This is a genomic window from Banduia mediterranea (assembly GCF_031846245.1).
In the GTDB taxonomy this organism is placed as follows: Bacteria; Pseudomonadota; Gammaproteobacteria; order Nevskiales; family Nevskiaceae; genus Banduia; species Banduia mediterranea.
Genome location: NZ_JAVRIC010000002.1, coordinates 106,769 through 129,746, shown reverse-complemented (window position 1 = coordinate 129,746; position 22,978 = coordinate 106,769). Strand labels below are relative to the sequence as shown.

General features: G+C 66.3%; 21 protein-coding genes and 1 pseudogene. 3 read left to right on the top strand and 19 right to left on the bottom strand.

The window, feature by feature from the left end; all coding sequences use genetic code 11:
- Positions 1-55 precede the first annotated feature (55 nt).
- The 7 genes from RM530_RS02110 to RM530_RS02080 form a co-directional block, all read right to left on the bottom strand.
- Complete coding sequence (locus RM530_RS02110) at positions 56-1,318, bottom strand: cytochrome P450 (protein WP_311363551.1); 1,263 nt, start codon at positions 1,316-1,318, stop codon at positions 56-58.
- A 317-nt stretch (positions 1,319-1,635) separates the two neighbouring features.
- On the bottom strand, positions 1,636-1,953 hold the full coding sequence (locus RM530_RS02105) for a 2Fe-2S iron-sulfur cluster-binding protein (RefSeq protein WP_311363550.1): 318 nt from the start codon (positions 1,951-1,953) through the stop codon (positions 1,636-1,638).
- 139 nt (positions 1,954-2,092) lie between these two features.
- On the bottom strand, positions 2,093-3,355 hold the full coding sequence (locus tag RM530_RS02100; protein WP_311363549.1) for a cytochrome P450: 1,263 nt from the start codon (positions 3,353-3,355) through the stop codon (positions 2,093-2,095).
- Positions 3,356-3,557: 202 nt separating this feature from the next.
- The gene (locus RM530_RS02095; protein ID WP_311363548.1) at positions 3,558-4,655 is read right to left on the bottom strand and encodes a CaiB/BaiF CoA transferase family protein; all 1,098 of its coding nucleotides are present in this window, start codon (positions 4,653-4,655) and stop codon (positions 3,558-3,560) included.
- On the bottom strand, positions 4,652-5,608 hold the full coding sequence (locus RM530_RS02090) for an acyl-CoA thioesterase (RefSeq protein ID WP_311363547.1): 957 nt from the start codon (positions 5,606-5,608) through the stop codon (positions 4,652-4,654). Before RM530_RS02090 ends, RM530_RS02095 begins: the two co-directional genes overlap by 4 nt.
- Positions 5,609-5,630: 22 nt before the next feature.
- Positions 5,631-6,998, bottom strand: a complete 1,368-nt coding sequence (locus tag RM530_RS02085) for a VWA domain-containing protein (protein ID WP_311363546.1) — start codon at positions 6,996-6,998, stop codon at positions 5,631-5,633.
- Positions 6,982-7,935, bottom strand: coding sequence for an AAA family ATPase (locus tag RM530_RS02080; RefSeq protein WP_311363545.1), 954 nt, complete (start codon positions 7,933-7,935; stop codon positions 6,982-6,984). The genes RM530_RS02085 and RM530_RS02080 overlap by 17 nt, the downstream gene beginning before the upstream one ends.
- Before the next feature lie 189 nt (positions 7,936-8,124).
- Between RM530_RS02080 and RM530_RS02075 the strand changes: the two genes are divergently transcribed.
- Positions 8,125-9,675 (top strand): long-chain-fatty-acid--CoA ligase, encoded by a 1,551-nt coding sequence (locus tag RM530_RS02075; RefSeq protein WP_349256155.1) that lies wholly within the window; start codon positions 8,125-8,127, stop codon positions 9,673-9,675.
- Positions 9,676-9,730: 55 nt separating this feature from the next.
- Here RM530_RS02075 and RM530_RS02070 read toward each other — a convergent pair whose 3' ends face one another.
- The gene (locus RM530_RS02070; protein WP_311363543.1) at positions 9,731-9,904 is read right to left on the bottom strand and encodes a rubredoxin; all 174 of its coding nucleotides are present in this window, start codon (positions 9,902-9,904) and stop codon (positions 9,731-9,733) included.
- A 333-nt stretch (positions 9,905-10,237) separates the two neighbouring features.
- On the opposite strand from RM530_RS02070, the gene RM530_RS02065 reads away from it, so the two are divergent.
- Both RM530_RS02065 and RM530_RS02060 read left to right on the top strand, forming a co-directional pair.
- Positions 10,238-11,023 (top strand): enoyl-CoA hydratase-related protein, encoded by a 786-nt coding sequence (locus tag RM530_RS02065; protein WP_311363542.1) that lies wholly within the window; start codon positions 10,238-10,240, stop codon positions 11,021-11,023.
- A 162-nt stretch (positions 11,024-11,185) separates the two neighbouring features.
- Entirely contained in the window at positions 11,186-11,995 is an 810-nt protein-coding gene (locus tag RM530_RS02060; protein ID WP_311363541.1) for an SDR family NAD(P)-dependent oxidoreductase, read from the top strand.
- A gap of 61 nt (positions 11,996-12,056) precedes the next feature.
- Here RM530_RS02060 and RM530_RS02055 read toward each other — a convergent pair whose 3' ends face one another.
- The 11 genes and pseudogenes from RM530_RS02055 to RM530_RS02005 all read right to left on the bottom strand — a co-directional run bounded on the left by RM530_RS02055 (position 12,057) and on the right by RM530_RS02005 (position 22,767).
- Positions 12,057-13,655: a class I adenylate-forming enzyme family protein gene (locus RM530_RS02055; protein WP_311363540.1), complete on the bottom strand. Its 1,599-nt coding sequence runs from the start codon at positions 13,653-13,655 to the stop codon at positions 12,057-12,059.
- A 75-nt stretch (positions 13,656-13,730) separates the two neighbouring features.
- Positions 13,731-14,543: an NUDIX hydrolase gene (locus RM530_RS02050; protein WP_311363539.1), complete on the bottom strand. Its 813-nt coding sequence runs from the start codon at positions 14,541-14,543 to the stop codon at positions 13,731-13,733.
- Positions 14,540-14,998, bottom strand: a pseudogene (locus tag RM530_RS02045) (TonB-dependent receptor domain-containing protein); the annotation flags it as partial. The pseudogene RM530_RS02045 and the gene RM530_RS02050, both read right to left, overlap by 4 nt.
- A 10-nt stretch (positions 14,999-15,008) precedes the next feature.
- Positions 15,009-16,211, bottom strand: coding sequence for a CaiB/BaiF CoA transferase family protein (locus tag RM530_RS02040; protein ID WP_311363538.1), 1,203 nt, complete (start codon positions 16,209-16,211; stop codon positions 15,009-15,011).
- Positions 16,208-17,644: an OmpP1/FadL family transporter gene (locus RM530_RS02035; RefSeq protein WP_311363537.1), complete on the bottom strand. Its 1,437-nt coding sequence runs from the start codon at positions 17,642-17,644 to the stop codon at positions 16,208-16,210. The genes RM530_RS02040 and RM530_RS02035 overlap by 4 nt, the downstream gene beginning before the upstream one ends.
- Positions 17,645-17,760: 116 nt before the next feature.
- Positions 17,761-18,186, bottom strand: a complete 426-nt coding sequence (locus tag RM530_RS02030; protein WP_311363536.1) for a Zn-ribbon domain-containing OB-fold protein — start codon at positions 18,184-18,186, stop codon at positions 17,761-17,763.
- A gap of 5 nt (positions 18,187-18,191) precedes the next feature.
- Positions 18,192-19,367, bottom strand: a complete 1,176-nt coding sequence (locus tag RM530_RS02025) for an acetyl-CoA acetyltransferase (RefSeq protein ID WP_311363535.1) — start codon at positions 19,365-19,367, stop codon at positions 18,192-18,194.
- Positions 19,364-20,599, bottom strand: coding sequence for a CaiB/BaiF CoA transferase family protein (locus RM530_RS02020; RefSeq protein WP_311363534.1), 1,236 nt, complete (start codon positions 20,597-20,599; stop codon positions 19,364-19,366). Before RM530_RS02020 ends, RM530_RS02025 begins: the two co-directional genes overlap by 4 nt.
- On the bottom strand, positions 20,596-21,081 hold the full coding sequence (locus tag RM530_RS02015) for a MaoC family dehydratase (RefSeq protein WP_311363533.1): 486 nt from the start codon (positions 21,079-21,081) through the stop codon (positions 20,596-20,598). Before RM530_RS02015 ends, RM530_RS02020 begins: the two co-directional genes overlap by 4 nt.
- Positions 21,078-21,968, bottom strand: a complete 891-nt coding sequence (locus RM530_RS02010; protein WP_311363532.1) for an SDR family oxidoreductase — start codon at positions 21,966-21,968, stop codon at positions 21,078-21,080. The genes RM530_RS02015 and RM530_RS02010 overlap by 4 nt, the downstream gene beginning before the upstream one ends.
- 10 nt (positions 21,969-21,978) lie before the next feature.
- Complete coding sequence (locus RM530_RS02005) at positions 21,979-22,767, bottom strand: enoyl-CoA hydratase/isomerase family protein (RefSeq protein ID WP_311363531.1); 789 nt, start codon at positions 22,765-22,767, stop codon at positions 21,979-21,981.
- Positions 22,768-22,978: the final 211 nt, after the last annotated feature.

Sequence of the window (22,978 nt, the reverse complement as noted above, 5' to 3'; positions counted from 1 at the left end):
AAAGGCGGTTGTTCGTGGCCGCGGCGCCGGCCGGCGGCGGCCGGCGCCGGTCAGGTCAGGCGTTGATGCGCACCGGCAGCGAGCTGTAGCCGCGAACGAACGGGTTGCACAGACGCTGCGGTTCGCCGATCACCTCGATCTGCCCCGGCTCGGGCCAGCGCTTGAGGATCTCTTCCCAGAGGATGCGCACCTGCAGTTCCGCCAGACGGTTTCCGACGCAGCGATGGATGCCGAAGCCGAAGGACTGATGCTGGCGTGCATTCTCGCGGTCGAGTTGCAGGCTGCCGGGATCGTTGAACTTGCCCGGTTCACGGTTGCTGGAGACATACCACATCACGACCTTCTCGCCGGCGCGGATGCGCTTGCCGTGCAGTTCGGTGTCCTGTGTCGCGGTGCGGCGCATATGGGCCAGAGGTGTCTGCCAGCGGACGAACTCGGGGACTGCTGTACTCTCCAGCAGCTGCGGGTTGGCGCACAGTTTGCGGTACTCGTCCGGAAAGCGGTTGAGCGCGAGCACGCTGCCGCTCATCGTGTTCCGGGTCGTGTCATTGCCACCTACGATCAGGAGCAGCACATTGCCCAGATACTCGTCTGGCGGCATGTTGCGCGTCTTCTCCGAATGCGCCAGCATCGAGATCAGATCGGGCTTGGGTTCGGCGTTGACGCGCTCGTTCCACAGACGCAGGAAGTATTCGCTGCACTTGCCCAGCTCGGCCATGCGATGTTCTTCGCTGTCGATGACGCCCGTGCCCGGCAGCGCGGTGGTCACGTCCGACCAGTACGTCAGCAGCTGCCGCTCCTCGAACGGAAAGTCGAACAGGGTCGCCAGCATCTTGGTGGTCAGGTTGATCGAAACCGACGGAACCCAGTCGAACGTCTGGTTGATCGGCAGACTGTCGAGCGTGTCGGCGGTGCGCTGGCGGATCAGGCCCGACATCCGTGCCAGGTTTTCCGGAGCCACGACCGGGCTGACCACCTTACGCTGCTCGTCGTGCTTGGGCGGGTCCATGGCGATGAACATCGGCAGCGATGCGGCCGCGTTGCTGTCCATGATGATGATGCCGCCGCGGCGGCTGTCCGAAGAGAACAGCTGCGGATTCATTTCGACGTGCATGATGTCGTCGTAGCGCGTCACCGACCAGAACGGTCCGAACAGGCTATCGGCCGTGTGGTGGATGGGGTCTTCTTCGCGCAGCCGCGCGAAGTAAGGCGCGTGCGTGTCGTCCTGCTGGAGTGTCGGGTCGCTGGGGTCGATCTGCTCCAAAGGCATCGAGTAGGCGCGATCTGCGGCAGCCCGCAGCTGGGTTTGTGTATCCATGATCTTCTCCTGCTTCTGTGACTGAAGGTCGGGGCCTCGGGGGCAGGTGCGTGTTCGACGCGGACCTGCGTTGCGACCGCGTCCCGACATATCGCCGCGGTGCCCAGCTCACATTATTGCCGCTGCGGGGCGTTTCGGAACCTATCCAAGGATAGGGTGTGCAGCAGCAGGAAGCGCTGCGCTGGTGCGCGGGCATGCTCAGCGAGCGGCCAGCGTTTCGTTATCCTGACCGAGTGTGGGGCTGGGGCCGAACAGTCCAGGGATGGGCTTTTTCAGCAGCCAGTTTCAAGCGCACAGAGCCCCGTCCCGGGCGCGCTTCAGTGCTGCCCCATTGGTGTATGGACGACCAGGCCATCGAGCTCCGGGCTCAGGTGGATCTGGCAACCCAGGCGGGACCGTTCGTCGCGGTCGTCCATCATCTCGAGCATCATTTTTTCCTGATCACCCATCGTCGGCAGTCTGGGCAGCCAGGCGGGGTCCACGCGAACGTGGCAGGTGGCACATGCGCATTCACCGCCGCAGTCGCCGTCGATGCCCGGTATCGCGTTGTTCAGTGCGGCGTCGCGCAGGTTGGTGCCCGCCTCGACTTCGACGTCCCGTTGCGTCCCGTTGTAGTCGATGTATGTGATTTTCATTGTGGCTCCGTGAAAGAAAACGGCAGTCGGCGCCCTTGGGGCGATCATGCCTTTGAGGCCCTGCAGGCTTCGCTGTGGTGCCGGAAAGGCGGTTGTTCGTGGCCGCGGCGCCGGCCGGCGGCGGCCGGCGCCGGTCAGGTCAGGCGTTGATGCGCACCGGCAGCGAGCTGTAGCCGCGAACGAACGGGTTGCACAGACGCTGCGGTTCGCCGATCACCTCGATCTGCCCCGGCTCGGGCCAGCGCTTGAGGATCTCTTCCCAGAGGATGCGCACCTGCAGTTCCGCCAGACGGTTTCCGACGCAGCGATGGATGCCGAAGCCGAAGGACTGATGCTGGCGTGCATTCTCGCGGTCGAGTTGCAGGCTGCCGGGATCGTTGAACTTGCCCGGTTCACGGTTGCTGGAGACATACCACATCACGACCTTCTCGCCGGCGCGGATGCGCTTGCCGTGCAGTTCGGTGTCCTGTGTCGCGGTGCGGCGCATATGGGCCAGAGGTGTCTGCCAGCGGACGAACTCGGGGACTGCTGTACTCTCCAGCAGCTGCGGGTTGGCGCACAGTTTGCGGTACTCGTCCGGAAAGCGGTTGAGCGCGAGCACGCTGCCGCTCATCGTGTTCCGGGTCGTGTCATTGCCACCTACGATCAGGAGCAGCACATTGCCCAGATACTCGTCTGGCGGCATGTTGCGCGTCTTCTCCGAATGCGCCAGCATCGAGATCAGATCGGGCTTGGGTTCGGCGTTGACGCGCTCGTTCCACAGACGCAGGAAGTATTCGCCGCACTTGCGCAGCTCGGCCATGCGATGTTCTTCGCTGTCGATGACGCCCGTGCCCGGCAGCGCGGTGGTCACGTCCGACCAGTACGTCAGCAGCTGCCGCTCCTCGAACGGAAAGTCGAACAGGGTCGCCAGCATCTTGGTGGTCAGGTTGATCGAAACCGACGGAACCCAGTCGAACGTCTGGTTGATCGGCAGACTGTCGAGCGTGTCGGCGGTGCGCTGGCGGATCAGGCCCGACATCCGCGCCAGGTTTTCCGGAGCCACGATCGGGCTGACCACCTTACGCTGCACGTCGTGCTTGGGCGGGTCCATGGCGATGAACATCGGCAGCGATACGGCCGCGTTGCCGTCCATGATGGCGATGCCGCCGCGGCGGCTGTCCGAAGAGAACAGCTGCGGATTCATTTCGACGTGCATGATGTCGTCGTAGCGCGTCACCGACCAGAACGGTCCGAACAGGCTATCGGCCGTGTGGTGGATGGGGTCTTCTTCGCGCAGCCGCGCGAAGTAAGGCGCGTGCGTGTCGTCCTGCTGGAGTGTCGGATCGCTGGGGTCGATCTGCTCCAAAGGCATCGAGTAGGCGCGATCTGCGGCAGCCCGCAGCTGGGTTTGTGCATCCATGATCTCTCCTCCTGCTTTTCTGTGACTGACGGTCGGGGCCTCGGGGGCAGGTGCGTGTTCGACGCGGACCTGCGTTGCGACCGCGTCCCGACATATCGCCGCGGTGTCCAGCTCACATTATTGCCGCTGCGGGGCGTTTCGGAACCTATCCAAGGATAGGGTGTGCTGTAGCAGAAAACGCTGCGCTGGTGCGCGGGCATGCTCAGCGAGCGGCCAGCGTTTCGTTATCCTGACCGAGTGTGGGGCTGGGGCCGAGTGTGGGGCGGGCTTGACCATCGAATCGGATCGGCATGCCGAAGGCGGGCTTGCCGTTGTCCCACTGCACAAGTTCGCGCGCGCACACCTGCGCGTTCTGGAGCACCTCATCCATGCTCAGGATTGCGGATGCGCAGGTGTCCTGGTCGGCCATCAGGGCCTCCCAGTCGTCACGTGTCCGCGTGGCAACGAGCGCCGCAACGGCCTCACGCAGCGGCTGACCCTGGGCGCCCGGCGCGTAAGGCAGTTCGAGCAGGTCGGCGCGGTCAGCGAGTCGACAGAAATTGGCGAAGAACTTGTGCTCGAAGGCGCCCAGGGCGAGGTGGCGACCGTCGGCGCACTGGTAGACGTTGTAGTTGGGCATCGCGCCGGAGAGCATCCCGCTGCCGGGGCGCGGCGCCTTGCCGCGGTCGCGCAGCTCGGCGAGGGTGGCGACTTGTAGCGCCAGCGTGCAGTCGAGCATCGCCACGTCGACGAAACAGCCCTGCCCGCTGGCCCGCACGCCGTTGAGCGCGGCGAGGATGCCGATCACACAGGAAAGCGCGCCACCGGCGAGGTCCGCGACCTGGAAGTCGCCGACCAGTGGTGTGCCGTCAGGCGGCGCGTTCTGCGCCAGTTCACCTGCGTAGCCGCGATAGTTCATGTCATGACCGGGCCGGTTGCGGTAAGGACCGCTGTGACCGTAGCCGGTGAGTGCGGCGTAGACCAACCTTGGGTTGAGTGCCTTGAGCGTGTCGTAGTCGCAGCCGAGCTTGCGCATGACATCCGGACGGAAGGTGTCGACAACGACATCGGCCTCAACCGACATTGCTTTGAACCGTTCGACGTCGTCCGGTTCGCGCAGGTCCAGCACGACGGACTTTTTGCCGCGGTTCACCTGTTCGAACAAGCCGGGCATCTGGCGGGCGTAATCGCCGATGCCGGGTTCTTCGATCTTGATGACTTCGGCGCCCAGCTGGGCGAGGTAGAGGGTGGCAAAGGGGCCGGGAAGTAGTCGCGAAAGGTCCAGTACGCGAATGCCGCTGAGCAGGGGGTTGGTGTTCAAAGCGAAGCTCCTGTAACCGGGGTGGGACGTGGCGTTGCGTTGCTGTGGCGCAAGCGGGTATCGCGTAGCAGGCCGTCCTGCGCGGTGGAGGCCACGAGCCGGCCGGCGCGGTCGTAGATGCTGCCGCGCACAAAGCCGCGCGCGCCTTGGGCTGTCGGCGAGTCCATCACATAGAGCAGCCAGTCGTCGACGCGCACGGAGCGGTGCAGCCATAGCGAATGATCGATCGTGGACGGCTGGATGTCGGGTGCGAACCAGGGCTTGCCGTGTGGGCGCAGTGCAGTACCCAGAAAGCCGAGGTCGCTGGCAAAGGCCAGCAGGCCGCGATGCAGGGCGGGATCGACCGGCACTTTCCGGCAGATGCGGAACCAGTGCGCGTTCTGCGGTGGACGCACCAGCGTGCCGAACACGCCTTCCGGGTCCAGCGGTCGCAGTTCCAGCCCCATGCGCAAGGTCATGCTGGTCTCCAGCATCGCATGCGGAATCTCCCCGGTGCGCGCGGTCCACTCGCGCAACAGCTCGCCACTGCTGCGCAGGCTTTCCGGCGCGGGCACATCGGGCATGGGGCATTGATGCTCGTATCCGGCTTCGGGGCGCTGGCAGGACACGAACATGGTCAGGATCTCTCGACCACCCTGCAGTGCCCGCACGTGCCGACAGGAAAACGCACCGCCATCGCGGACGCGTTCGACCTCGAAGTCCACTGGAATATCGGGCGTGCCGGGCAGCAGGAAGCAGGCGTGCACCGAATGCGGCGGGCGTTCGGGTGCGCTGTGCTGGGCCGCCATCAGGCTCTGTGCGAAGACCTGACCACCAAACAGCCGGCGGCGCCCGAATTCGCGCGGCCGCACGCGGTAGCGGTCCGGCCCGGTCGGTTCGAGCGTGAGCGCGTCGATCACCTCGCGGACCGCTGTTTCGGCAGGGTCATCGCTGGCGCGGGGTGGGGTCTTCATGTGGCTGAGCTCCAATGCCAGGCTATGCGGCGCTGTGTAGCAGCCGGTCGACGGCGCGCTCCAGCTGTGCCAGCGTGCCGCATTCATGGACAGCGTGGCAGCAAGGGGCGTAATGCTGCATTTCCGAGTCACCGAGCCCCCAGAAGCTGCGCGGCTCCGGATTGAGCCAGACGACCTGCCGCGCCCGCTGGTACAAAGTGCGCAGCACGGCGGTTTCGGGCGCGGCGCGGTTGTTCCGCGCGTCGCCGAGGAAGATCACCGCGCAGCGCCGGTCCACGCGGGGCAGCTCGCTGCGCGCGAAATCGCGCAGCATTAGGCCGTAGTTGGTGCCGGTGCCGCCCACCTGGTCGAGTACCCGCTCGATGGCGATGTGCGGCGGGTCGGCGTCGAAGCGCTCGGACACGTCCACCAGGTGATGGGTGAAGGCGAAGCTGCGGACATCCGGCAGCAGATCGCGCAGCCCATACAGCAGCAGCAGCAGGAAGCGTGCATGAGCCTGCACCGAGCGGGACACGTCGCAGACCACGACGAGCCGGGGCTTGTCGATCCTGCGCCGGCGCCAGCAGGTTTCGAAAGGGATGCCGTCGTAAGCGGCATTGCGCGCCAGCGTGCGGCGCAGGTCCAGCCGCCCCCGGCGCCGCCGGCGGCTGCGCAGGGCGTGGCGCGCGGCCAGCCGGCGCGCGAGCCGGTGCACCAAGCGGCGCATGCGGTCGAAATCACGCCGCTCGATGCGCGATAGCGGTTCGGCGGCGAGCGCCGAGTCGCGCAGCCGCTCGACGGCCGCCCCGCCATACATCGCGACGCGGCGTCCCACGTGATCGCGGACTTCCTCGAACAGGCATTCCTCGGCCCGGCGCAGGCGCTGGATGCGCTGGGCCGCGCCGGGCGGCGCACGACCGGTGTCGAGCGCGGCCTGCAGCTCGGAGCGTTCGGCGCTCAGCGCCGGGGTGCCCATGGCCTCGAGCATGCGCCGGGTGTAAAGGCCGCGCTGCGTGAACAGCCAAGCCCCGTCGAGCCTCACGGCCTGTTCGGCCTGGCGCAGCCGGCGCGCCAGACTGGCCTGGTCACGCGTCTCGATGACGCGCAGCAGCTCCGAGGCCGGCAGTTCCGCCTGTTGCGGATCAGCGGGCTCTGTCACCGTCGCGACATCGGGCGCTGCGCCGGCAGCCGCGAACAGACCGAAGGCGAAGAAGCGATCGAAGACCTCGTCGAAGTGCGCGCGGTCCGCCGCCTTCTTGGCCAGCGTCGAACCGAGGGCGTCGCGCAGGCGCTCCCGGTCCTCGATGCCGACGAGCCCGGCGGCGCGCGCGGCGTCCAGGCATTCGGAGAGCCCTGGTTCGAGGCCGCTGCCGCGCAGCGCGCGGAAGAACTCCTCAAGCGTGCGCAGCACGGCCCCCCGCCTCCCGGGTCGCCGCAAGAATGCGCGGCAGCGCAGCGCCTGCGCTGACCACGTCTTCCTCGTGCTTGAGCAGGGCGGCGAGCGTATCGCGGACCAGATCCTCCCCCAACTCATCGGCATTGAGCAAGACCAGCGTGCGCGCCCAGTCGAGCGTCTCGCTGACCGCAGGGAGTTTCTTCAGGTCCAGCTCGCGCAGGGCCTGGACGAAGGCCACCAGCCGGTGGCCGAGCCGTTCCGGAAGCTCGGGAACCCGGGAGCGCAGGATGCGGCGTTCCAGTGCCGGCTCGGGATAGCCGATGTACAGATGCAGGCAGCGGCGGCGCAGGGCGTCCGACAGCTCACGTGCGCCGTTGCTGGTGAGCAGCACGAGCGGACGCACCGTGGCCGCCAGTGTGCCCAGTTCGGGCACCGAAATCTGATAGTCCGACAGCACTTCCAGCAGAAAGGCTTCGAACTCCGGATCTGCCTTGTCGATCTCGTCCACCAGCAGCACACAGCCGCGCGGCTCGCGTAGCGCGCGCAGCAGCGGCCGCGGCTCCAGGAAGGCTTCCGAGTAGAACAGATCGTCGTGCGCGTGCAGCCTGTCCATGGCCTGTACCAGCGTCGCGGCGCCCTGCATCAGCTCGCCGAGCTTGTCGCGCAGGATCTGCGTGTACAGCAATTGTTTGCTGTACTTCCATTCATACAGTGCCTTGGCCTCGTCGAGGCCCTCGTAACATTGCAGGCGCACCAGAGGGACGTCCAGCAGCTGGGCCAGCGCCTTGGCCAGCTCGGTCTTGCCGACGCCCGCGGGCCCCTCGACCAGCAAGGGCTTCTCCAGATGCAGCCCAAGATAGGTGGCCGTAGCAATCCTGGAGCTGGCGACGTACTGGCATTCGGCGAGGCCGGAGGCCAGCGTCTCGGGAGCCGTGTAATGAGGGGCATGCATCGATTTCAAGCCGGGGTACCCTTGGTTGATGACGGATGATGGTCGATCTCGCGCGGATCATTTTCGGCGAAGCGCGGCGGCAGGCGGCTTGACTCGGGCCAGCGATAAGTCTTGCGTACCAACGCGAAGAAACCTAACATTCGTTAGAATGCCGTGCAAGTAATTCAGACAGAGAGGAGACCGGGGTCAATGTTCATCATACAAACGTTGCGTCGTGCCGTTCAGATCAGGGCACAGGGAACTGCCACGATCTATGGCGACCGACATCAGACTTGGGCTCAGTTCCAAGAGCGGGTCTCACGCTTGGCCGGCGCGTTTGCGCAGCTGGGTGTGGAGCGAGGGGACCGGGTTGCGATTCTGGCGCTCAATAGCGACCGCTACCTGGAATATTTCTACGGCATCGCCTGGGCCGGCGCTGCCTCCAATCCGGTAAACATTCGCCTGGCGCCGCCAGAGATTGCTTACACATTGGAGGACTCCCGGAGCCGCGTGCTGTTCGTGGACGACGCGTTCTCTCAGATGTTGCCGGCGCTCAAACCCTTGCTCAAGACCGTCGCCCACATCGTGTTCATCGGCGAAGGTGCATGTCCGGAGGGCTGCATCGAGTACGAAAAGCTTTTGGCGCAGGCCGCGCCGGTGCCGGACGTCAATGCCGGCGGCAGCGATCTCGCCGGCCTGTTCTATACCGGCGGTACGACCGGCAAGTCAAAGGGCGTCATGTTGTCGCATGACAACATCGTCTACAACGCGCTCAACGTCCTTCCCGCCTTGGGGTATGACGACACGGCGATCTATTTGCACGCGGCGCCGATGTTCCACCTGGCGGATATGGCGAATACTTTTGCGCTAACCATGGCCGGCGGGACTCACGTCATGGTGCCGCGTTTCGATGTTGATGCGGTACTTGACGCAATGGTCAAGCACCGTGTCACGCACTCGATTCTGGTGCCGACGATGGTTAACCTGCTGGTGAATTCCGAACGCATCAACGGCTGCGACCTGTCAAGCTTCAGAAGGCTTATGTACGGGGCCTCGCCGATGCCCGAAGCGGTGCTGAGAAAGGCGATGAATCTGCTGCCGGGTGTCCGGTTTGCGCAGGGCTACGGACAGACAGAGGCCTCCCCGGTGATCACCTTCCTGGAACCGCGTTTCCACGTCAAGGGCGGTTCCAAGCTCACCAGCGCTGGCCGCCCGGCTTACGGCGTCGAAGTGATGATCTTCGATTCGGAGGATCGCGAATTGCCCCGGGGTCAGGTCGGCGAGATCTGTGCGCGCGGAATGAACGTGATGATGGGGTACTGGGGGCTCGACGAGCAGACCGAGCAGACGCTGCGTGGCGGCTGGTTGCATACCGGCGATCTGGGCTACATGGATGACGAGGGCTTCGTGTTCATCGTCGACCGTGCCAAGGATATGATCATCAGCGGGGGTGAGAACGTTTTCAGTGTCGAAGTCGAGGGCGCAATCTACGAGCACCCCGGAGTACAGGAATGTGCCGTGATCGGGGTGCCGTCCGAACAATGGGGTGAGGCGGTGCATGCCGTGGTCGTTCCCAAGCCGGGCGTCACGCTGACTGAAGAGCTGATCCTCACGCATTGCCGCGAGCGTATTGCCGGCTACAAGTTGCCGCGCAGCGTCACGGTTCGCGGCGAGCCGCTGCCGGTGAGCGGCGCCGGAAAGATTCTCAAGACTGAGTTGCGGAAGCCTTTCTGGGGGGGGCGCAATAGGCAGGTAAATTGAGCAGGCGAACCGGGCGTCCGCGTGAGTACTTCGCTACGCGCCCACCGGAACGCCTTTAGCCCACCTCAAGCATCATGAAATCGCCCTTCGATGCGCCGCAGTCGGGACAGATCCAGCTGTCCGGGAAGGCATCCCAGGGTGTGCCGGGCGCAATGCCCTCGTCCGGCGATCCCAGCTGTTCGTCATAGACGAGATCGCAGAACATGCAGCACCACTTTCTGTACGTCATTCGAGGATCACAAGTTCGGGGTTTTTCGGCGCCGGGGGGCGAAACCGGGCTCCGGAGCCGGGTGGTCAAGCCGGCTGCGAAGCTGACTTGGTCGTGTCGGACTGTGTTGTGCGAACACGCACAGCGGGCCGACGGTATAAGCAGGATCCGGCGCGCTGCAAGAACCGCGAGCGCCGGCAGCCCGGGAATCATGGGGGCAGCCGGCCAGCGGTTCGCACACAAGCAGGCCAGAATGACGAAACGTTTGTTCCTGTACATGCCGTACGCTGCACCGGCCCCGCGTTGAGGGCGCTGCGCGCGTACGCCTTTTTCCTCCACGATGAGGTCCTCAAGATGTCCGACAAAGAAGTGCTGTACGGCGTCGACAACCATGTTGCGACGATCACGCTGAACCGCCCCAAGACGCTCAATGCGTTCACCGGCGACAACATCAAGGAAATGCAGGAACTGCTGGACAAGGCGGCCAACGACCGCAACGTCGGCGTGATTGTGCTGACCGGCACCGGCGAGCGGGCGTTCTGCGTCGGCGGCGACATCAACTGGGAGAAGGGTGACGCCGACGGCAAGAGCGGCCTGGAGGATCTCAATTTCACCTTCAATCGTCAGATCGCGGAGTGCCTCAAGCCGGTGATCGCGCGCGTCAACGGCTACGCCATCGGCGGCGGCCACCACATCGCCTATTTCTGCGACTTCACGATCGCCGCCGAGCACGCGATCTTCGGCCAGAACGGCCCGCGGGTCGGCTCGCCGGCCGGCGGCTACATCGTCAGCCATTCGGCCAACGTGCTCGGCCACAAGCGCGCACGCGAGCTGTGGATGTTGTGCCGCCGCTACACCGCGCGCCAGGCCCTCGACTGGGGGCTGGCCAACGCCGTGGTGCCGATGGCACAGCTCGACGAGGAGGTGCGCAAGTGGGCCGATGAACTGCTCGCGGTCAGCCCTACCTGCCTGAAGATTCTCAAGCGTTCGTTCTACTATCACATGGAACCGATCATGCAGCGCGACATGAACGAGATGATCCGCGAGATTGCGCCGGACTATTTCCGCACCGGCGAACAGGCCGAGGGCGCCAGCGCCTTCCTCGAAAAGCGCAAGCCCGATTTCAGCCCGTTCCGCTGAGAGCTTGTGAATTCTTCAAGCTCTCCGGCTGGCCAAGGATGGCCGGACGAGCATCAAGCCCGCAAGGAATTCGATGCGCGGGAGTAAGTTCGGGCGTGCGCCGGACTTGCGACCGAAGAAATGCATGGGACGGTATTTCTTCACAAACTTCTGAGGTGAAGCATGTCAATCCGGACGACGGAAGGCGGCCTACAAGACTCGGTCGCGCTGGTGACCGGTGCTACGGGGTACATCGGCCGCGCGGTCGCCGTGCGCCTGGCACGGGACGGTGCCCGAGTGATCGTCAGCGGCCGCAACGCGCAGGCCGGTGCAGCGGTCGTGAACGAGATCGAGGCCCAGGGCGGGAAGGCCTGCTTCGAGGCGGCGGACCTTTACGACCCGGCTCAGCTCCACGCGCTGGCCGGGCGAGTGGCGGCGCGTTTCGGTCGCATCGACATCCTCGTCGGCAGCGGTGCCGGCGCGAGCCAGGACTCTCTGGGGTTCCGCCTGTTCAAGGAGATGGACGAGCAGCACATCGAACGCTTCATCCGCGCCCACTGGCTCACGCGCCTGCACGCGATCCGTGCCGTCTACCCGCATATGTGCGCCGCCGGCGGCGGCAGCATGGTGATGATCGGCACCGACGCTGGACGGGTGGCGACCGTCGGCGAGGCGCTGATCGGCGGTGCGACCGCAGCGATGATGCAGATGTGCCGCGTGCTGGCGCGCGAGTTCGGCCGAGAGCGCATTCGCATGAATGCGGTCTCGATGAGCTACATCAGCGATGCCGAGCCGCGCTGGCAGGACGGCTCGGAGTCCCTGATGGGGGGCGATCGCCACGCCGGAATGCTGCAGAATCTGCGCCGGCGCATGCATTTCGACGTGCGCTGCCAGGACATCGCGGAGGCGGTCGCCTTCCTGGCCAGCCCAGCGGCGCAGGCCATCACCGGCCAGACGTTGAGCGTCAACGGTGGGCTGAGCACTCCCGGCTGATTGGCACCGAACCCGCGCTGAAGCGGCCGCACTCTGCCGCTTCAGCGCTCTTGCCCGCACGTCAGCCGCTTGCGCTCAGCAAGCCGCGGTAGCGTTCGCGCAGTTCGTTCTTGAGGATCTTGGCCATGGCGTTCTTGGGCAGCTCGTCGACAAACACGACATGCCGAGGGCACTTGTAGTCGGCCAGATGTTCGCGGCAGAAGGCATTGATCCGCTCGGGGGCCAGCTCGCCCGTGCCGGGCTCCATGCCCGGCCGCGGTACCAGCACGGCCAATATGTCTTCTCCCAGGTCGGGATGCGGAATGCCGACGACGGTGGCTTCGAGTACCGACGGGATTTCCACCAGGACGCGCTCGACCTCGACGGCGAAAATGTTATAGCCGCCACGCAGGACCATGTCCTTCTTGCGGTCCGTGATATAGACGAAACCTTCTGCATCGACGTAGCCGACGTCGCCGGTGTGCAGCATGCCGCCGCGCCAGAGCTGGGCCGTGAGTTCGTCGCCCTTGTAGTAGCGTCGGCGCGAGACGTCGGAACGGAAGCAAAGTTCCCCGATCTCGCCCTGCGGCAAGACCCGGTCGTCGTCGTCAACGATCACCGCCTCGCAGCCGGCCGGCCGGCCCACACATCCCGGACGCTTGAGAATATCCTCAGGATCGGGGCCCAGCATGCAGGCCGCCCCTAGACCGCCTTCGGTCAGGCCATAGCCGTTGAGCATGCGCACGCGGGGCCAGACTTGCAGCATCTTGCGTACCGTGTCCGGCTGGATCGGCGCCGCGCCGAAGAACACGAATTGCATGCTGCTGTAATCGTGCTGGCCCAGGCTGGGATGCTTCATGGCCAGGTTGAGCATGGTCGGCACACCCATGATCGAGCTTGCACGGTGCTTCTCAATGCTGGCAAGCAGGGATTCCGGATCGAATTTTGGCAGCGCGATCTGAGTGATGCCGGCGCGTGCGCACATCAGCATGAGTCCATGGCAGCCCGTGAACCCGAACAACGGCACGGCGTGCAGCAGGCGTTGCCCGAACAGCGCCGCAAGCGCCTGCGTGATGTTGGGCTGCCCTGGCGGAGTCGGCTGATCGGCGAGGTTGCCCTGGGGAACCAGAACGCCCTTGGGCATTCCAGTGGTGCCGGAGGTGTAGAGCAGGTCTGCCGCGTCGTCCATGGTCGGAGCCGGATCCAGCGGCGGCACCTCGATCGGACCCGTGTGAAGGACGTCTGCCAAGGCCTCGAAGCCGGCCACCGGCGTGCTTCCGGTAACCAGCCAGCTTTTGACCTTCAGGTTCTCAGGCGATTTTTGCTCGCTTAACGGCACAAAGTGCGCGGTGTGCGCCGCGCCGCAAATGAGTGCGACCGCGTCACTGTGCTCAAGGACGTAGCGCTTCTCCGGCGCGGCCCAGCGCACGTTCATCGGTACCGGCACGGCGCCGAGCTTGTGGATGCCGAAGTAGCTGGCCGTGAAGTGCACGGCCTCCGCATTGTCCAGGGCCATGGCGACTTTGTCGCCGCGGCGCACGCCGCGTTCGCGCAGGCGTGTGGCGATGCGGCCAGCGGCATCGTTGAGTTGACGAAAACTCAGCTCTCCATCGGCGGCGATTACAGCGGGCTTGTCGGGGGTCTGGGCAACATTGCGCAGCAACAGGTCGATGACGGCCATCGGGGTCTCCTCTCGTTGGTGTCGTTGGTGTCGTTGGTGTCGTTGGGGGCTGGCGGACATGCGTACTACGGCTTTCTACGGCTTTTCCGCCGGCGGCGTGCCGGGTTCGAACTCGGTGACGGGGTAGCCAGCCCCGTCGGGGATGCGCAGGCGCGGACCGCTGGGCGTCTTCACCAGCTCGGGCAACACCCGGACCACCGGCTGGGCACGCGCGGCGGCGAGCGCGGCCTCGACGGTGCCGCTGAGCCCAAGGCGCTGCAGGTTAAGCCGCGTCGGGGCGATGATCGTGCGCGCTCCGGCGTCGGCCTGCGCCAGCGCGTCGGCCGGGCGGATCCAGACTGAATCGACCAGCTCGCGGCCATCGTGGCGTGCCAACTGGCGGGCGGGCGGTGAGGCCAGGAAGAAATGCGTGTCGAAGCGCTTGGGCATCATCAGCGGCGTGACCCAGTGGGCGTAGTCCACGAGCGACTCGCAGGCCAGTTCCAGATTCTCCTCGTGCAGCATCTCGCCCACTGTCAGCTCGCCGTGATCAAGCGGGCCGCGGTAGCGATCCAGCGTCTGCAGCCGGTCCGGGCCGATCAGCGTGCCGCCGCCACGTTCGCGTGCGAACAGCAGGCCACATTCCTCGAATGCCTCCCGGATCACGGCGATGCGCAGGGCCGCCGCTTCTGCGCTCAGGCCGTCGAGTCCGGTCGCACGCGCGTGGGCGAGGGGCTCGCTGTCGCCGGGTGCGAGCTTGCCCCCGGGAAACACCAGCGCGCCAGCCGCGAAGTCGATTTCGTGGTGGCGTACCACCATGAACACCTCGAGCCCGGCGGAGCCGTCGCGCAGGAGCAGGATGGTCGCTGCCGGTTTCGCCGGCGCCGGTGTGGTCGTCTGAGAGTTCATGTCCCGTATGCTCCGCTTTGCCAGTTGACTTGTATCCCGGCGAGTTCCGCCAAGCCCAGCTCGGGCTCGTAGTAGCGGCCGTTGCCGTCGTTGACCGGGAGGACTGCGGACAGGTATTGCGCATCGAGCGATACCTGCCAATCGCGCTCGGCGCCCCAGCGCAGCGCGCCGTACAGATGGGACTCCAGCACGCCGGTGCAGGCGAGATAGCCCTGCCGCACCTCGGCCTCGACGCCCTGGCGCCGCTTGGCGCCGATCTCGGCGTGATCGGTGCGCGCCGCGTCCAACTCGCGGTTCAGGCCCGAAGCGCCGTCGGGCCGGTAGGCGAGTTCAACCAGGGGCGGCGTCTCGAAGCCGGTGCCGTAGGCCGCGTACCGGTGCAGCGCCGGGCTGTGCCGGTACATCAGGCCGCCGACCGGCGTGGTGCGGGCGTAATCGGTGCTGCCGCTGTGGTCGGGGTCATCGTCATTCTGGGGTCTTCTCTGTGCGGTTGTGCGGGTTGGTCGGGGGCAGTGTCACCGCGCCCGCGGCGTGCAGCGCGGCAATCTGTGCTGCGGACAGGCCCAGCGCGGTCAGTATTTCCGGGCCGTGGGCGCCGACGGCGGCGGCGGTGCATTCGAGATGGCCGCCGCGACGGCCGTTCGCCCACACCGGAAACGGCAGGTGCCGCTCGCCGTCGCGCTCCATGACCAGCGCCCGCGCCTGCGCCTGCGGGCTGCGCCCGGCCTCGGCAGGCGAGAGTACCGTCTGCGCCGGCACGTCGTGGCGCGCAAAGCGCGCCAGCCACTGCGCGGACGACAGCAGGCGCAGGACCTCGGTGAGGCGGCGGTGCAGGGCGTCGCCGTCGGCCAGTCGGCCGGCTTCGTCGGCCCAGGCCGGACGCGCGAAGTCGGGCGCGAGATCGGCGCTCGCGGCGACGAAGCCGGCCCAGAAGTGCGGCTCGATCAGCCCCAGCGCGAGGCTGCGGCCATCGGCGGTTTCGAAGATGTCGTTGGTGGGGTACAGGTGCGCGCGCGACGGGCCCTCGGCGTCCAGGCCGTGGCGGGCGGTGGCGAAGGCGAGAGCGGCATCGGCCAGCGCCAGGTCCAGATGGGCGCCGCGGCCGCTGCACTGGCGCTCGTGCAGCGCGGCCAGGATGGCGATGATGGCGAAGCTGGCGCCGGCGAGGTCCGCTACCGGGATGCCGGACCGCTGCGGGGCGCCGTGCCAGTGGCCGGGAAACATCAGCGCGCCCGAGGCGGCCAGATAGTTCAGATCGTGGCCGGGCGTGTCGCGCGCCGGGCCGTGCTGCCCGTAACCGGAAATCGAACAGTAGACCAGTCGCGGGTTGAGTGCCGAGAGCGTGGCGTGATCCACGCCCAGACGCTGCGCAACGCCGGGTCGGAAGCCTTCGACGGCCACGTCCGCCCAGCGCGCCAGGCGCTCGATCAGCGGGCGCACTGCGGGGTTCTTGAGATCCAGCGCCAGCGTGCGCTTGTTGCGGTTGGCCATGGCATGCATCGGCCCGGCCATGCGCCGCGCGAAATCGCCCGCCGGCGGTTCGATCTTGATCACCTCGGCGCCCAGGTCGGCCAGCGTCACCGTCGCGAATGGCCCCGGCAGCAGCAGCGAGAAATCCAGTACGCGCAGGCCGGACAGGGGCAGCCAGGCGTTACGACCTCCAGTCATAGGGCCGGCACCACGCCGAAGGTCCGGCTCAGGCTCAGGCCGAGCTGCCAGACCTCCAGCTCGACCAGCACCGGCTGGTCGTTGGCCTCTGTACCGGCCTCGACCGCTGGCGGCAACAGCTGCGGCTGAATCTGGCTCAACGGGTTGCGTCCTTCGACACGCTCGGGAAGCGCGTGCTGCAGCATAACGTCGACCCGCCATCGGGCAGAGCTTCTCCAGGACAGCCCCACGGCGAGATGACGCCGGCTGGTTGCCGGGGCCACCATGGCCGCCAGCGCCTGATCGGCAGCCATCGGCCGCCGGCTCTGCGCATAGCCCGTGCGCAGACTCAGTCGCCGATGGGTGTACTCGTAGCCGACCTTGTAGACAGTGAGATTGCGCCATCCCAGGCCGGGGCCGGTTGTGGCGCCGAAGCAAGCGGGCGACGCTGTGGGGGCCTGACCACCCGGCGTCACAATCCTGATCAGTCGCGGCAGCAGGCAATCATCGGTCAGGCGTTGAGCCTCCACGGGGTTCGATAGTGGGCGGCTGTCCTCGTAGCGGATGTGTTCGACATCAACGAACAGCTGATGTCCTGGATGCGGCATCAGGATGGTCCCGATATGCAGGCTCGACGGCATATCCAGAGATCCCCCCGGCAGTAGGCCCGCGTAGTCCTCGGACTCGCGAATCCGGATCCTGGTTTGCCAGGCGACGCCCACGCCGAAGTGGTCCGTGGGCTGCCAGAGCAGGCCCACTCGTCCGCCCGCACCCCAGGACAGTTCATCGCCGTTGTCACTGGTGGCCTGAGGGTTGTTGGAGAACTTTGCAAGCGCCTGAAACCCCCTCGCGTCAAGCGTCTGCACGGACAGTATTGGCGCAACGCCCAGGCTCAGCCCGCGGCCGAACAGGTGCGCATAGTGGGCTGCTAAGAACAACTGATACATCTGCAGTTGCAGGGTACCCACACTGTTGCCGCACAGTCCGTAGCGATCGCTTGTGCCGGGGAGTGGAGCGCCGCCGCCGAGCACGCCTTCGCACTGCGCCTGCAGCAATGGAATCGAGTCGGCAAACAGGGCGCTGCCGTGGGGGGCCTCCGCCGCCAGCCCGGCGGCACTCAGCGAGACGCCCCAGGCCGAGCCGTTCTCCAAGTGTCGGTTATACGCGAACTGCGGTACCGGCAGAGCACCGTCGACCGAGCGTTGCGTCTGCGGGACGAACGCGAAGACGCCGGGATCAGAGGCCGAGGCACCAGCCGTGATCCGACCGTTCGGAAGCGCGAGATCCAGGCTGACTGCGAGCTGCGTCGTCAGCGCTGCGCCGGCGGCCGGATTGCGCACCACGGAAAAGGCGTCGCCCGCACTTGCGGTGCCGGCACCGGCCAGACCGTTTTGTATGGCGCCAGTTCCTAGGGGCGAAATTCCGTTGGCGGCACTCAGGGGAGCGGCATACACCAAGGCTGTGGGTAGCGTGATCGCGAGCAGGGCAGGGCCGCACCGGCGCTTGCGGCGGATGCACCGGTGCGGATACGGCCTCCGGTGGCCAAGCGGTGTCGGTGTCGGTAACGCGTTCATGTCGCGTCGTGACGGCCTGCGCCCTGAATGCGGAACCGGGGCAGCGTGACCTCGGGTGTCACCGCGTCGGTGTAGAGGTCGACGCGCTGGCCGATGCGCACCGCTTCGACATCGCTGGTCACCAGATTGCTCATCAGACGTGCGCCTTCATCAAGTTCAATGATGGCGACGACGTAGGGAGTGTCGGGCTTGAATGCGGGACCCGCCGGCCGGCGAGCGATGGTGTAGCTGTAGATCGTGCCGGTTCCGCGCGCCGCCTCCCAGTCCAGCGAGTCAGAGCCGCAATGTGGGCAGAGTTCTCGTGGATAGTGGTGATGGCGACCACAGTCTCGGCAGTGCCTGAGCAGCAGGCGGCCGTCGCGCAGGGCCGTCCAGTAAGGGGCGCTTTCCGGGTCGATGACCGGCAGGGGCTTGTCGTACATGGCGTTCAGCTCCGCGAGAGAATGCAGGTGGCGCCGCTGGACAGTGTGCCGCCGGTGCCGTGGACCAGGGCCGTGCGGGCGTCCGTCACCTGGCGCTCGCCGCACTCACCCCGAAGCTGCCGTACGGCCTCAATCAGCAGGAAGATGCCGAACATGCCGGGATGAAGGCAGGACAGGCCGCCGCCGCTGGTGTTCATGGGAAACGCGCCATCCGGTGCGGTGCGCTGCTTGGCGACGAACGCGCCGCCTTGTCCGCGCTCACAGAACCCAAGTGCTTCGAGCGTCAGCAGCACAGTGACGGTGAAGCTGTCGTAGATCTGGACCACATCGATTGCGTCATGGCCGATTCCCGCCATCGCGAAAGCCTCGCGTCCGGCGATCTCTGCGGCAGTCAGGCGCGCGAGGTCCGGCATCGCGGCGATGGTCCAGTGCGTGGTGCATTCTCCGTAGCCGCGGACGTAGACCGCAGTACGACCGAGCGCACGAGCGTGCTTGGCGGTCGTCATCACGACGGCACCGCCTCCGTCGGTGACCAGGCAGGCGTCCAGCAGATGCAGGGGATCGCAGATCATCGGGCTCGACAGTACCTGTTCTATCGTCAGTGGGTCGCGCATTGTTGCGGCAGGGTTGCGCTGTGCCCACTTGCGCGTGGCGACCGCGATCTCTGCCAACTGCTCGGACGTCGTGCCGTATTCATGCATGTGTCGCATTGCCGCCATGGCATATCCGCCAATGGGGGTAGGCATACCGAAAGGCGTCTCGTATTGCATGGTCAGAACTGCGGGGCGTCCGCCCAGGTTGCGGCTTTTTTCGCTTCTTTGGGTGCTGCCGTAGGTGATCAGCGCAATCTCGCAGCGACCAGCCTCAATGGCCATGGCGGCGTGTGCGACGTGCGATTCGAAGGCCGATCCGCCAATGTTTGTGCCATCCATGAAACGCGGGGCAATACCGAAGTACTCGGCCATGGTGGGCGTGATCAGCTGTCCGGGGCCGGGCACGCCCCACATGCCGGCGCACAGCAGGCCGTCGACATCGCGCATCGACAGGCCTGCGTCGCGCAGGGCATCGCGCGCCGCGCGTGCCTGCACCTGGAGCACGGAGAGCGGCTCGACGACCTGCCCGTCGCGCAAGGGCACATCGGCGACGCCGACGATGACGGCTTCACGATCTTTCAGTTTCATTGATTTTCGGTCTCCGGGGATGAAGAAGGCAGGTCATGCAGACGCGGCGGGCCGCCCAGCCTGATGACGCCAGTTTCGGCCAGCGCCTGGATGCGCTCGGCTGAATAGCCGGCGAAGTCCAGAACCTCTGCGCTGTGCTCACCCAGGCCGGGCGCACGCTGCAGCTCCGCAGCGCGGTGCTGGCCACGGCTCAGGTAGACCGGCACTTCCGGCATCGGTAGGTTGTCAACCCCTGATTGGAAGGCCAGCCGTGCCTGCAGCGCTGGATCGGCCAGCATCTCGGGTACCGTGTTAACGGGTCCGGCCGGAATATCGGCACGCTCGAAGGCTTCGAGCCACTCCCGCGCCGGTCGGGTGCGGAAGATCGAGGCAAGTGCGGGCAGCAGCAGGGGGCGGTTGCGGATGCGGGCGGCATTGTCCCGGTACTGGGGGGCCGTCGCCCAGTCGGGCCGGTCGATTACCGCGCACAGTCGTTCGAAGGCCGCATCGTTGATCACGGACACGGTGAACCAGCGGTCGTCGGCGCCTGCGAAATGCCGGCTGGGCGCCACGATGGGCGGATTGATCTCCCGGGAGACCTTGCCTCCTAAAGCAGCTTCAGCGATCTTGCTGCCGAGAAAATTGAACATTGTGTCAATAAGTGCCAGCTCCACCTTCTGGCCTGTCCCGCTTTTGCTGCGCTCAAGCAGCGCGGCGAGCACACCCATGGCGCCGCACATGCCCGAGGCTACATCGACGACTGGAAGGCTGTTGCGGATGGGCGGGTCGTCCTCTTCGCCAGCCCCGTAGAACCCGCCAGCCATCCCCTGCACGACACTGTCAACCGCCGGCTTGAGTCGATAGGGGCTGTCGCTGCCGTAGGCGGTCACGGTGTAGTGGATCAGGCGCGGATTGAGTGGCGCCAGATCCTCGTAGCGCAGCTTCGCGCGCTCGGCAAAGTCGGGGCGGAAGCTGTGGATGAGCACGTCGGCCCTGGCCACCAGCCGTTCGAGTACCTCGCGGCCGGCCGGCTTGCGGAAGTCCAGCGCCAGCGATTGCTTGCCACGATTGGTCTGCATGAACAAGGCGGCGACTTCACCGCAGAACGGGGGGCCGAATCCGCGGCCTTCCTCTCCGGCAAGCGCCTCGATCTTGATCACACGCGCCCCGTATTGCGCCAAGGCCATGGCCGCATAGGGGCCGGCCATGAGGCGTGACAGATCCAGGACGACGATGCCCTCCAGTGTCCTCATGCGAGCGGTTGCCGAGGCAGGAAGCAGACAGTTTCGGTGAAGTCCGCCACTTGCTCGCCGCGCTGGTTGATCACGCGGTGACGGATGTCCAGCAAGGTATAGCCGCGGCGGGTCTTGGGCCGGCACTGCGCCTGAGCTTCGACGTGGATGGTGTCGTTGGGGAACAGTGCGGCGCCCAGGCGTGCGCTGACGCCGGTCATCCCGCCGAATGCGCCGGCATCCTGCCCTTCAAGCGCGCGGTCGATCACGTCCTTGATGAGGGTGGACACCAGGCCCATTCCCAGCGAAATGATCATCGGGCCAGGCGCGAAGCGGCTGCGGTGGCCTTCGGCAAGATTGTCGCGGATGTACTCCATGTCGATGAAGAACGGCTCATGCAGGGCGGCCACGTTGACGAAGTTGACGATGTCGGTTTCGGTAATCGTGCGGCGGTGGCTGGTGAAGCGGATGACGGGGATGTCGGTCGGACTGGAATCGTTCATTCGGGCACCTTGAAGTAGTCGGGCTTGCCGGCGGTCCAGGCTTCGCCCCAGAGCGTGCCGCCGCCGTCGATGCGCAGCACCTCGCCGGTGATGAACTTGCCCGACGGCGCGGAGAGGTAGACCACGCCCTCGGCGATGTCCTGCACGTCGCCGTTGCGCAGCATAGGGTTGGAATAGCGGAAGCGCGCGGCGTCTTCCGGCCGGTAGTTGTTGAAGCCATTGCTCTCGATGGTGCCCGGCGCGACGCAGTTGATGCGGATGCGGTGCGGCGCCCATTCCAGGGCCAGCGTGCGGCTGAGCGCGACCACGCCGCCGCGCGCCGCGGCGCTGTGCGCGATGCCGGGATTGCCGCGATCGAGCACGATGACGACGTTCACCACGCAGCCCGGCGTCCCGGATCCGACCCAGCGGTGGGCGGCCGCCTGCATCATGTTCCAGGTGCCGTTGAGATTGGTGTCGACCACCGCGTTGAAGCCGTTGCGGCTCAGCTCCAGGGCGGGCTTGGGGAACTGGCCGCCGGCATTGTTGACCAGCACGTCCAGGCCGCCGAAGCGCTGCCAGACCAGGTCCATCAGCGCGGACACGGCCTCCGGGTCGCGGATGCTGGCTGGCTGCACCAGCACCTCCGGGCTGCCGAGCCGGCGCAGCCAGGCTGCGGTCGCCTCCAGCGCCTCGGCTTTGCGGCCGCAGATGAGCAGCCGTGCGCCGAGCCGCGCGTACAGGAAGGCGATGGCCCTGCCGATGCCGCTGCCGGCACCGGAAACCAGCACGCGCTGCCCGGCGAACAGCCCGGGCGCGTACACGGTCGGCAGCATGGCCAGTTCATCGTCGGTGAATCCGAAGCGCGGCGGCTGCGCCACGTCGGCCGCGGAGGATGGCGTGCTCATGGACCCCTCCTCAGCGGCCTTTCCAGACCGGCTTGCGCTTCTCGGCGAAGGCCTTGGGGCCCTCGATCGCATCCTCACTCGCATAGACGTGCTCGTGGTAGTACGTCCAGGCCTGCTGCAGGCCCGGCTCGCAGCCCAGCGTGGTGGCATCCTTGAGCACTTTCTTGCCGGCCACCACCGACAGCGGTGCGGCGTCGGCGATCTTGCGCGCCAGCTCCAGCGCGCGCGCCTGCACCGCCTCGTCGGTTGGTTCGAGGTAGTTGAGGAAGCCGACCTCGTAGAGGCGCTCGGCGGGAATCATCTCACCGGTGAGCACGGTTTCCATCAGCAGGGCCTGCGGCATCATCCACAGCAGCGGCACAGCCCAGGGCGAGCCGCGCCCGACCTTCACCTCGGTGATGCCGCCGCGGGTGCCGGCCAGGCCGACGCGCAAGTCGCAGTTGAGCGCCAGCATCATGCCGCCGGCCGGAAAATGGCCGTTGATCGCCGCGATCAGCGGCTTGCGAACCTGGCGTAGGCCGTCGTTGCGCAGATCGGCAAAGAACTCGAGGACATCCTTGCCGGTTTCGGCCTTGAGCCGCGCGCCTTCGCGCAGGTCCATGCCCGCGCAGAAGGTGCCGCAGCTCGTGCCGGTGACGATGGCCACGCGCACCTCGGGGTCCGCGTCGATGCGTTTCCAGGCGTCTGCGAGTCGATGCGTCAGCGCCGGCGAAAGTGCGTTACGTCGCTCGGGGCGATTAAGGGTGAGGGTGGCGATGCCGCCCTCGACCTTGTAGAAAAGCTCCTCCTGCTCAGCCATGATTCTCTCCTCGCAATATCTCGTTCACTTCGATGAATGAAACCGCACGATCATCACCCGGTCTGCTGCGCGCGTACTGGATCGCAGCCGGTCTGATGCTGCTCGCGGGCTGGGCTGGCGATTGCGAGCCCGATGCACTGGGGTGAGGCGATCAAAGCGGCTGATGCGCCTTATGCCGAGCTGCCACGCGCCGGCCGCTGTACCCGCATCT

What these genes read in the sequence shown, in the direction of transcription:
- RM530_RS02110 (WP_311363551.1), bottom strand. Translation starts at nt 1,318, where the DNA reads ATGGATACACAAACCCAGCTGCGGGCTGCCGCAGATCGCGCCTACTCG.
- RM530_RS02105 (WP_311363550.1), bottom strand. Translation starts at nt 1,953, where the DNA reads ATGAAAATCACATACATCGACTACAACGGGACGCAACGGGACGTCGAA.
- RM530_RS02100 (WP_311363549.1), bottom strand. Translation starts at nt 3,355, where the DNA reads ATGGATGCACAAACCCAGCTGCGGGCTGCCGCAGATCGCGCCTACTCG.
- RM530_RS02090 (WP_311363547.1), bottom strand. Translation starts at nt 5,608, where the DNA reads ATGAAGACCCCACCCCGCGCCAGCGATGACCCTGCCGAAACAGCGGTC.
- RM530_RS02080 (WP_311363545.1), bottom strand. Translation starts at nt 7,935, where the DNA reads ATGCATGCCCCTCATTACACGGCTCCCGAGACGCTGGCCTCCGGCCTC.
- RM530_RS02075 (WP_349256155.1), top strand. Translation starts at nt 8,125, where the DNA reads ATGTTCATCATACAAACGTTGCGTCGTGCCGTTCAGATCAGGGCACAG.
- RM530_RS02070 (WP_311363543.1), bottom strand. Translation starts at nt 9,904, where the DNA reads ATGACGTACAGAAAGTGGTGCTGCATGTTCTGCGATCTCGTCTATGAC.
- RM530_RS02065 (WP_311363542.1), top strand. Translation starts at nt 10,238, where the DNA reads ATGTCCGACAAAGAAGTGCTGTACGGCGTCGACAACCATGTTGCGACG.
- RM530_RS02060 (WP_311363541.1), top strand. Translation starts at nt 11,186, where the DNA reads ATGTCAATCCGGACGACGGAAGGCGGCCTACAAGACTCGGTCGCGCTG.
- RM530_RS02055 (WP_311363540.1), bottom strand. Translation starts at nt 13,655, where the DNA reads ATGGCCGTCATCGACCTGTTGCTGCGCAATGTTGCCCAGACCCCCGAC.
- RM530_RS02050 (WP_311363539.1), bottom strand. Translation starts at nt 14,543, where the DNA reads ATGAACTCTCAGACGACCACACCGGCGCCGGCGAAACCGGCAGCGACC.
- RM530_RS02040 (WP_311363538.1), bottom strand. Translation starts at nt 16,211, where the DNA reads ATGACTGGAGGTCGTAACGCCTGGCTGCCCCTGTCCGGCCTGCGCGTA.
- RM530_RS02030 (WP_311363536.1), bottom strand. Translation starts at nt 18,186, where the DNA reads ATGTACGACAAGCCCCTGCCGGTCATCGACCCGGAAAGCGCCCCTTAC.
- RM530_RS02025 (WP_311363535.1), bottom strand. Translation starts at nt 19,367, where the DNA reads ATGAAACTGAAAGATCGTGAAGCCGTCATCGTCGGCGTCGCCGATGTG.
- RM530_RS02020 (WP_311363534.1), bottom strand. Translation starts at nt 20,599, where the DNA reads ATGAGGACACTGGAGGGCATCGTCGTCCTGGATCTGTCACGCCTCATG.
- RM530_RS02015 (WP_311363533.1), bottom strand. Translation starts at nt 21,081, where the DNA reads ATGAACGATTCCAGTCCGACCGACATCCCCGTCATCCGCTTCACCAGC.
- RM530_RS02010 (WP_311363532.1), bottom strand. Translation starts at nt 21,968, where the DNA reads ATGAGCACGCCATCCTCCGCGGCCGACGTGGCGCAGCCGCCGCGCTTC.
- RM530_RS02005 (WP_311363531.1), bottom strand. Translation starts at nt 22,767, where the DNA reads ATGGCTGAGCAGGAGGAGCTTTTCTACAAGGTCGAGGGCGGCATCGCC.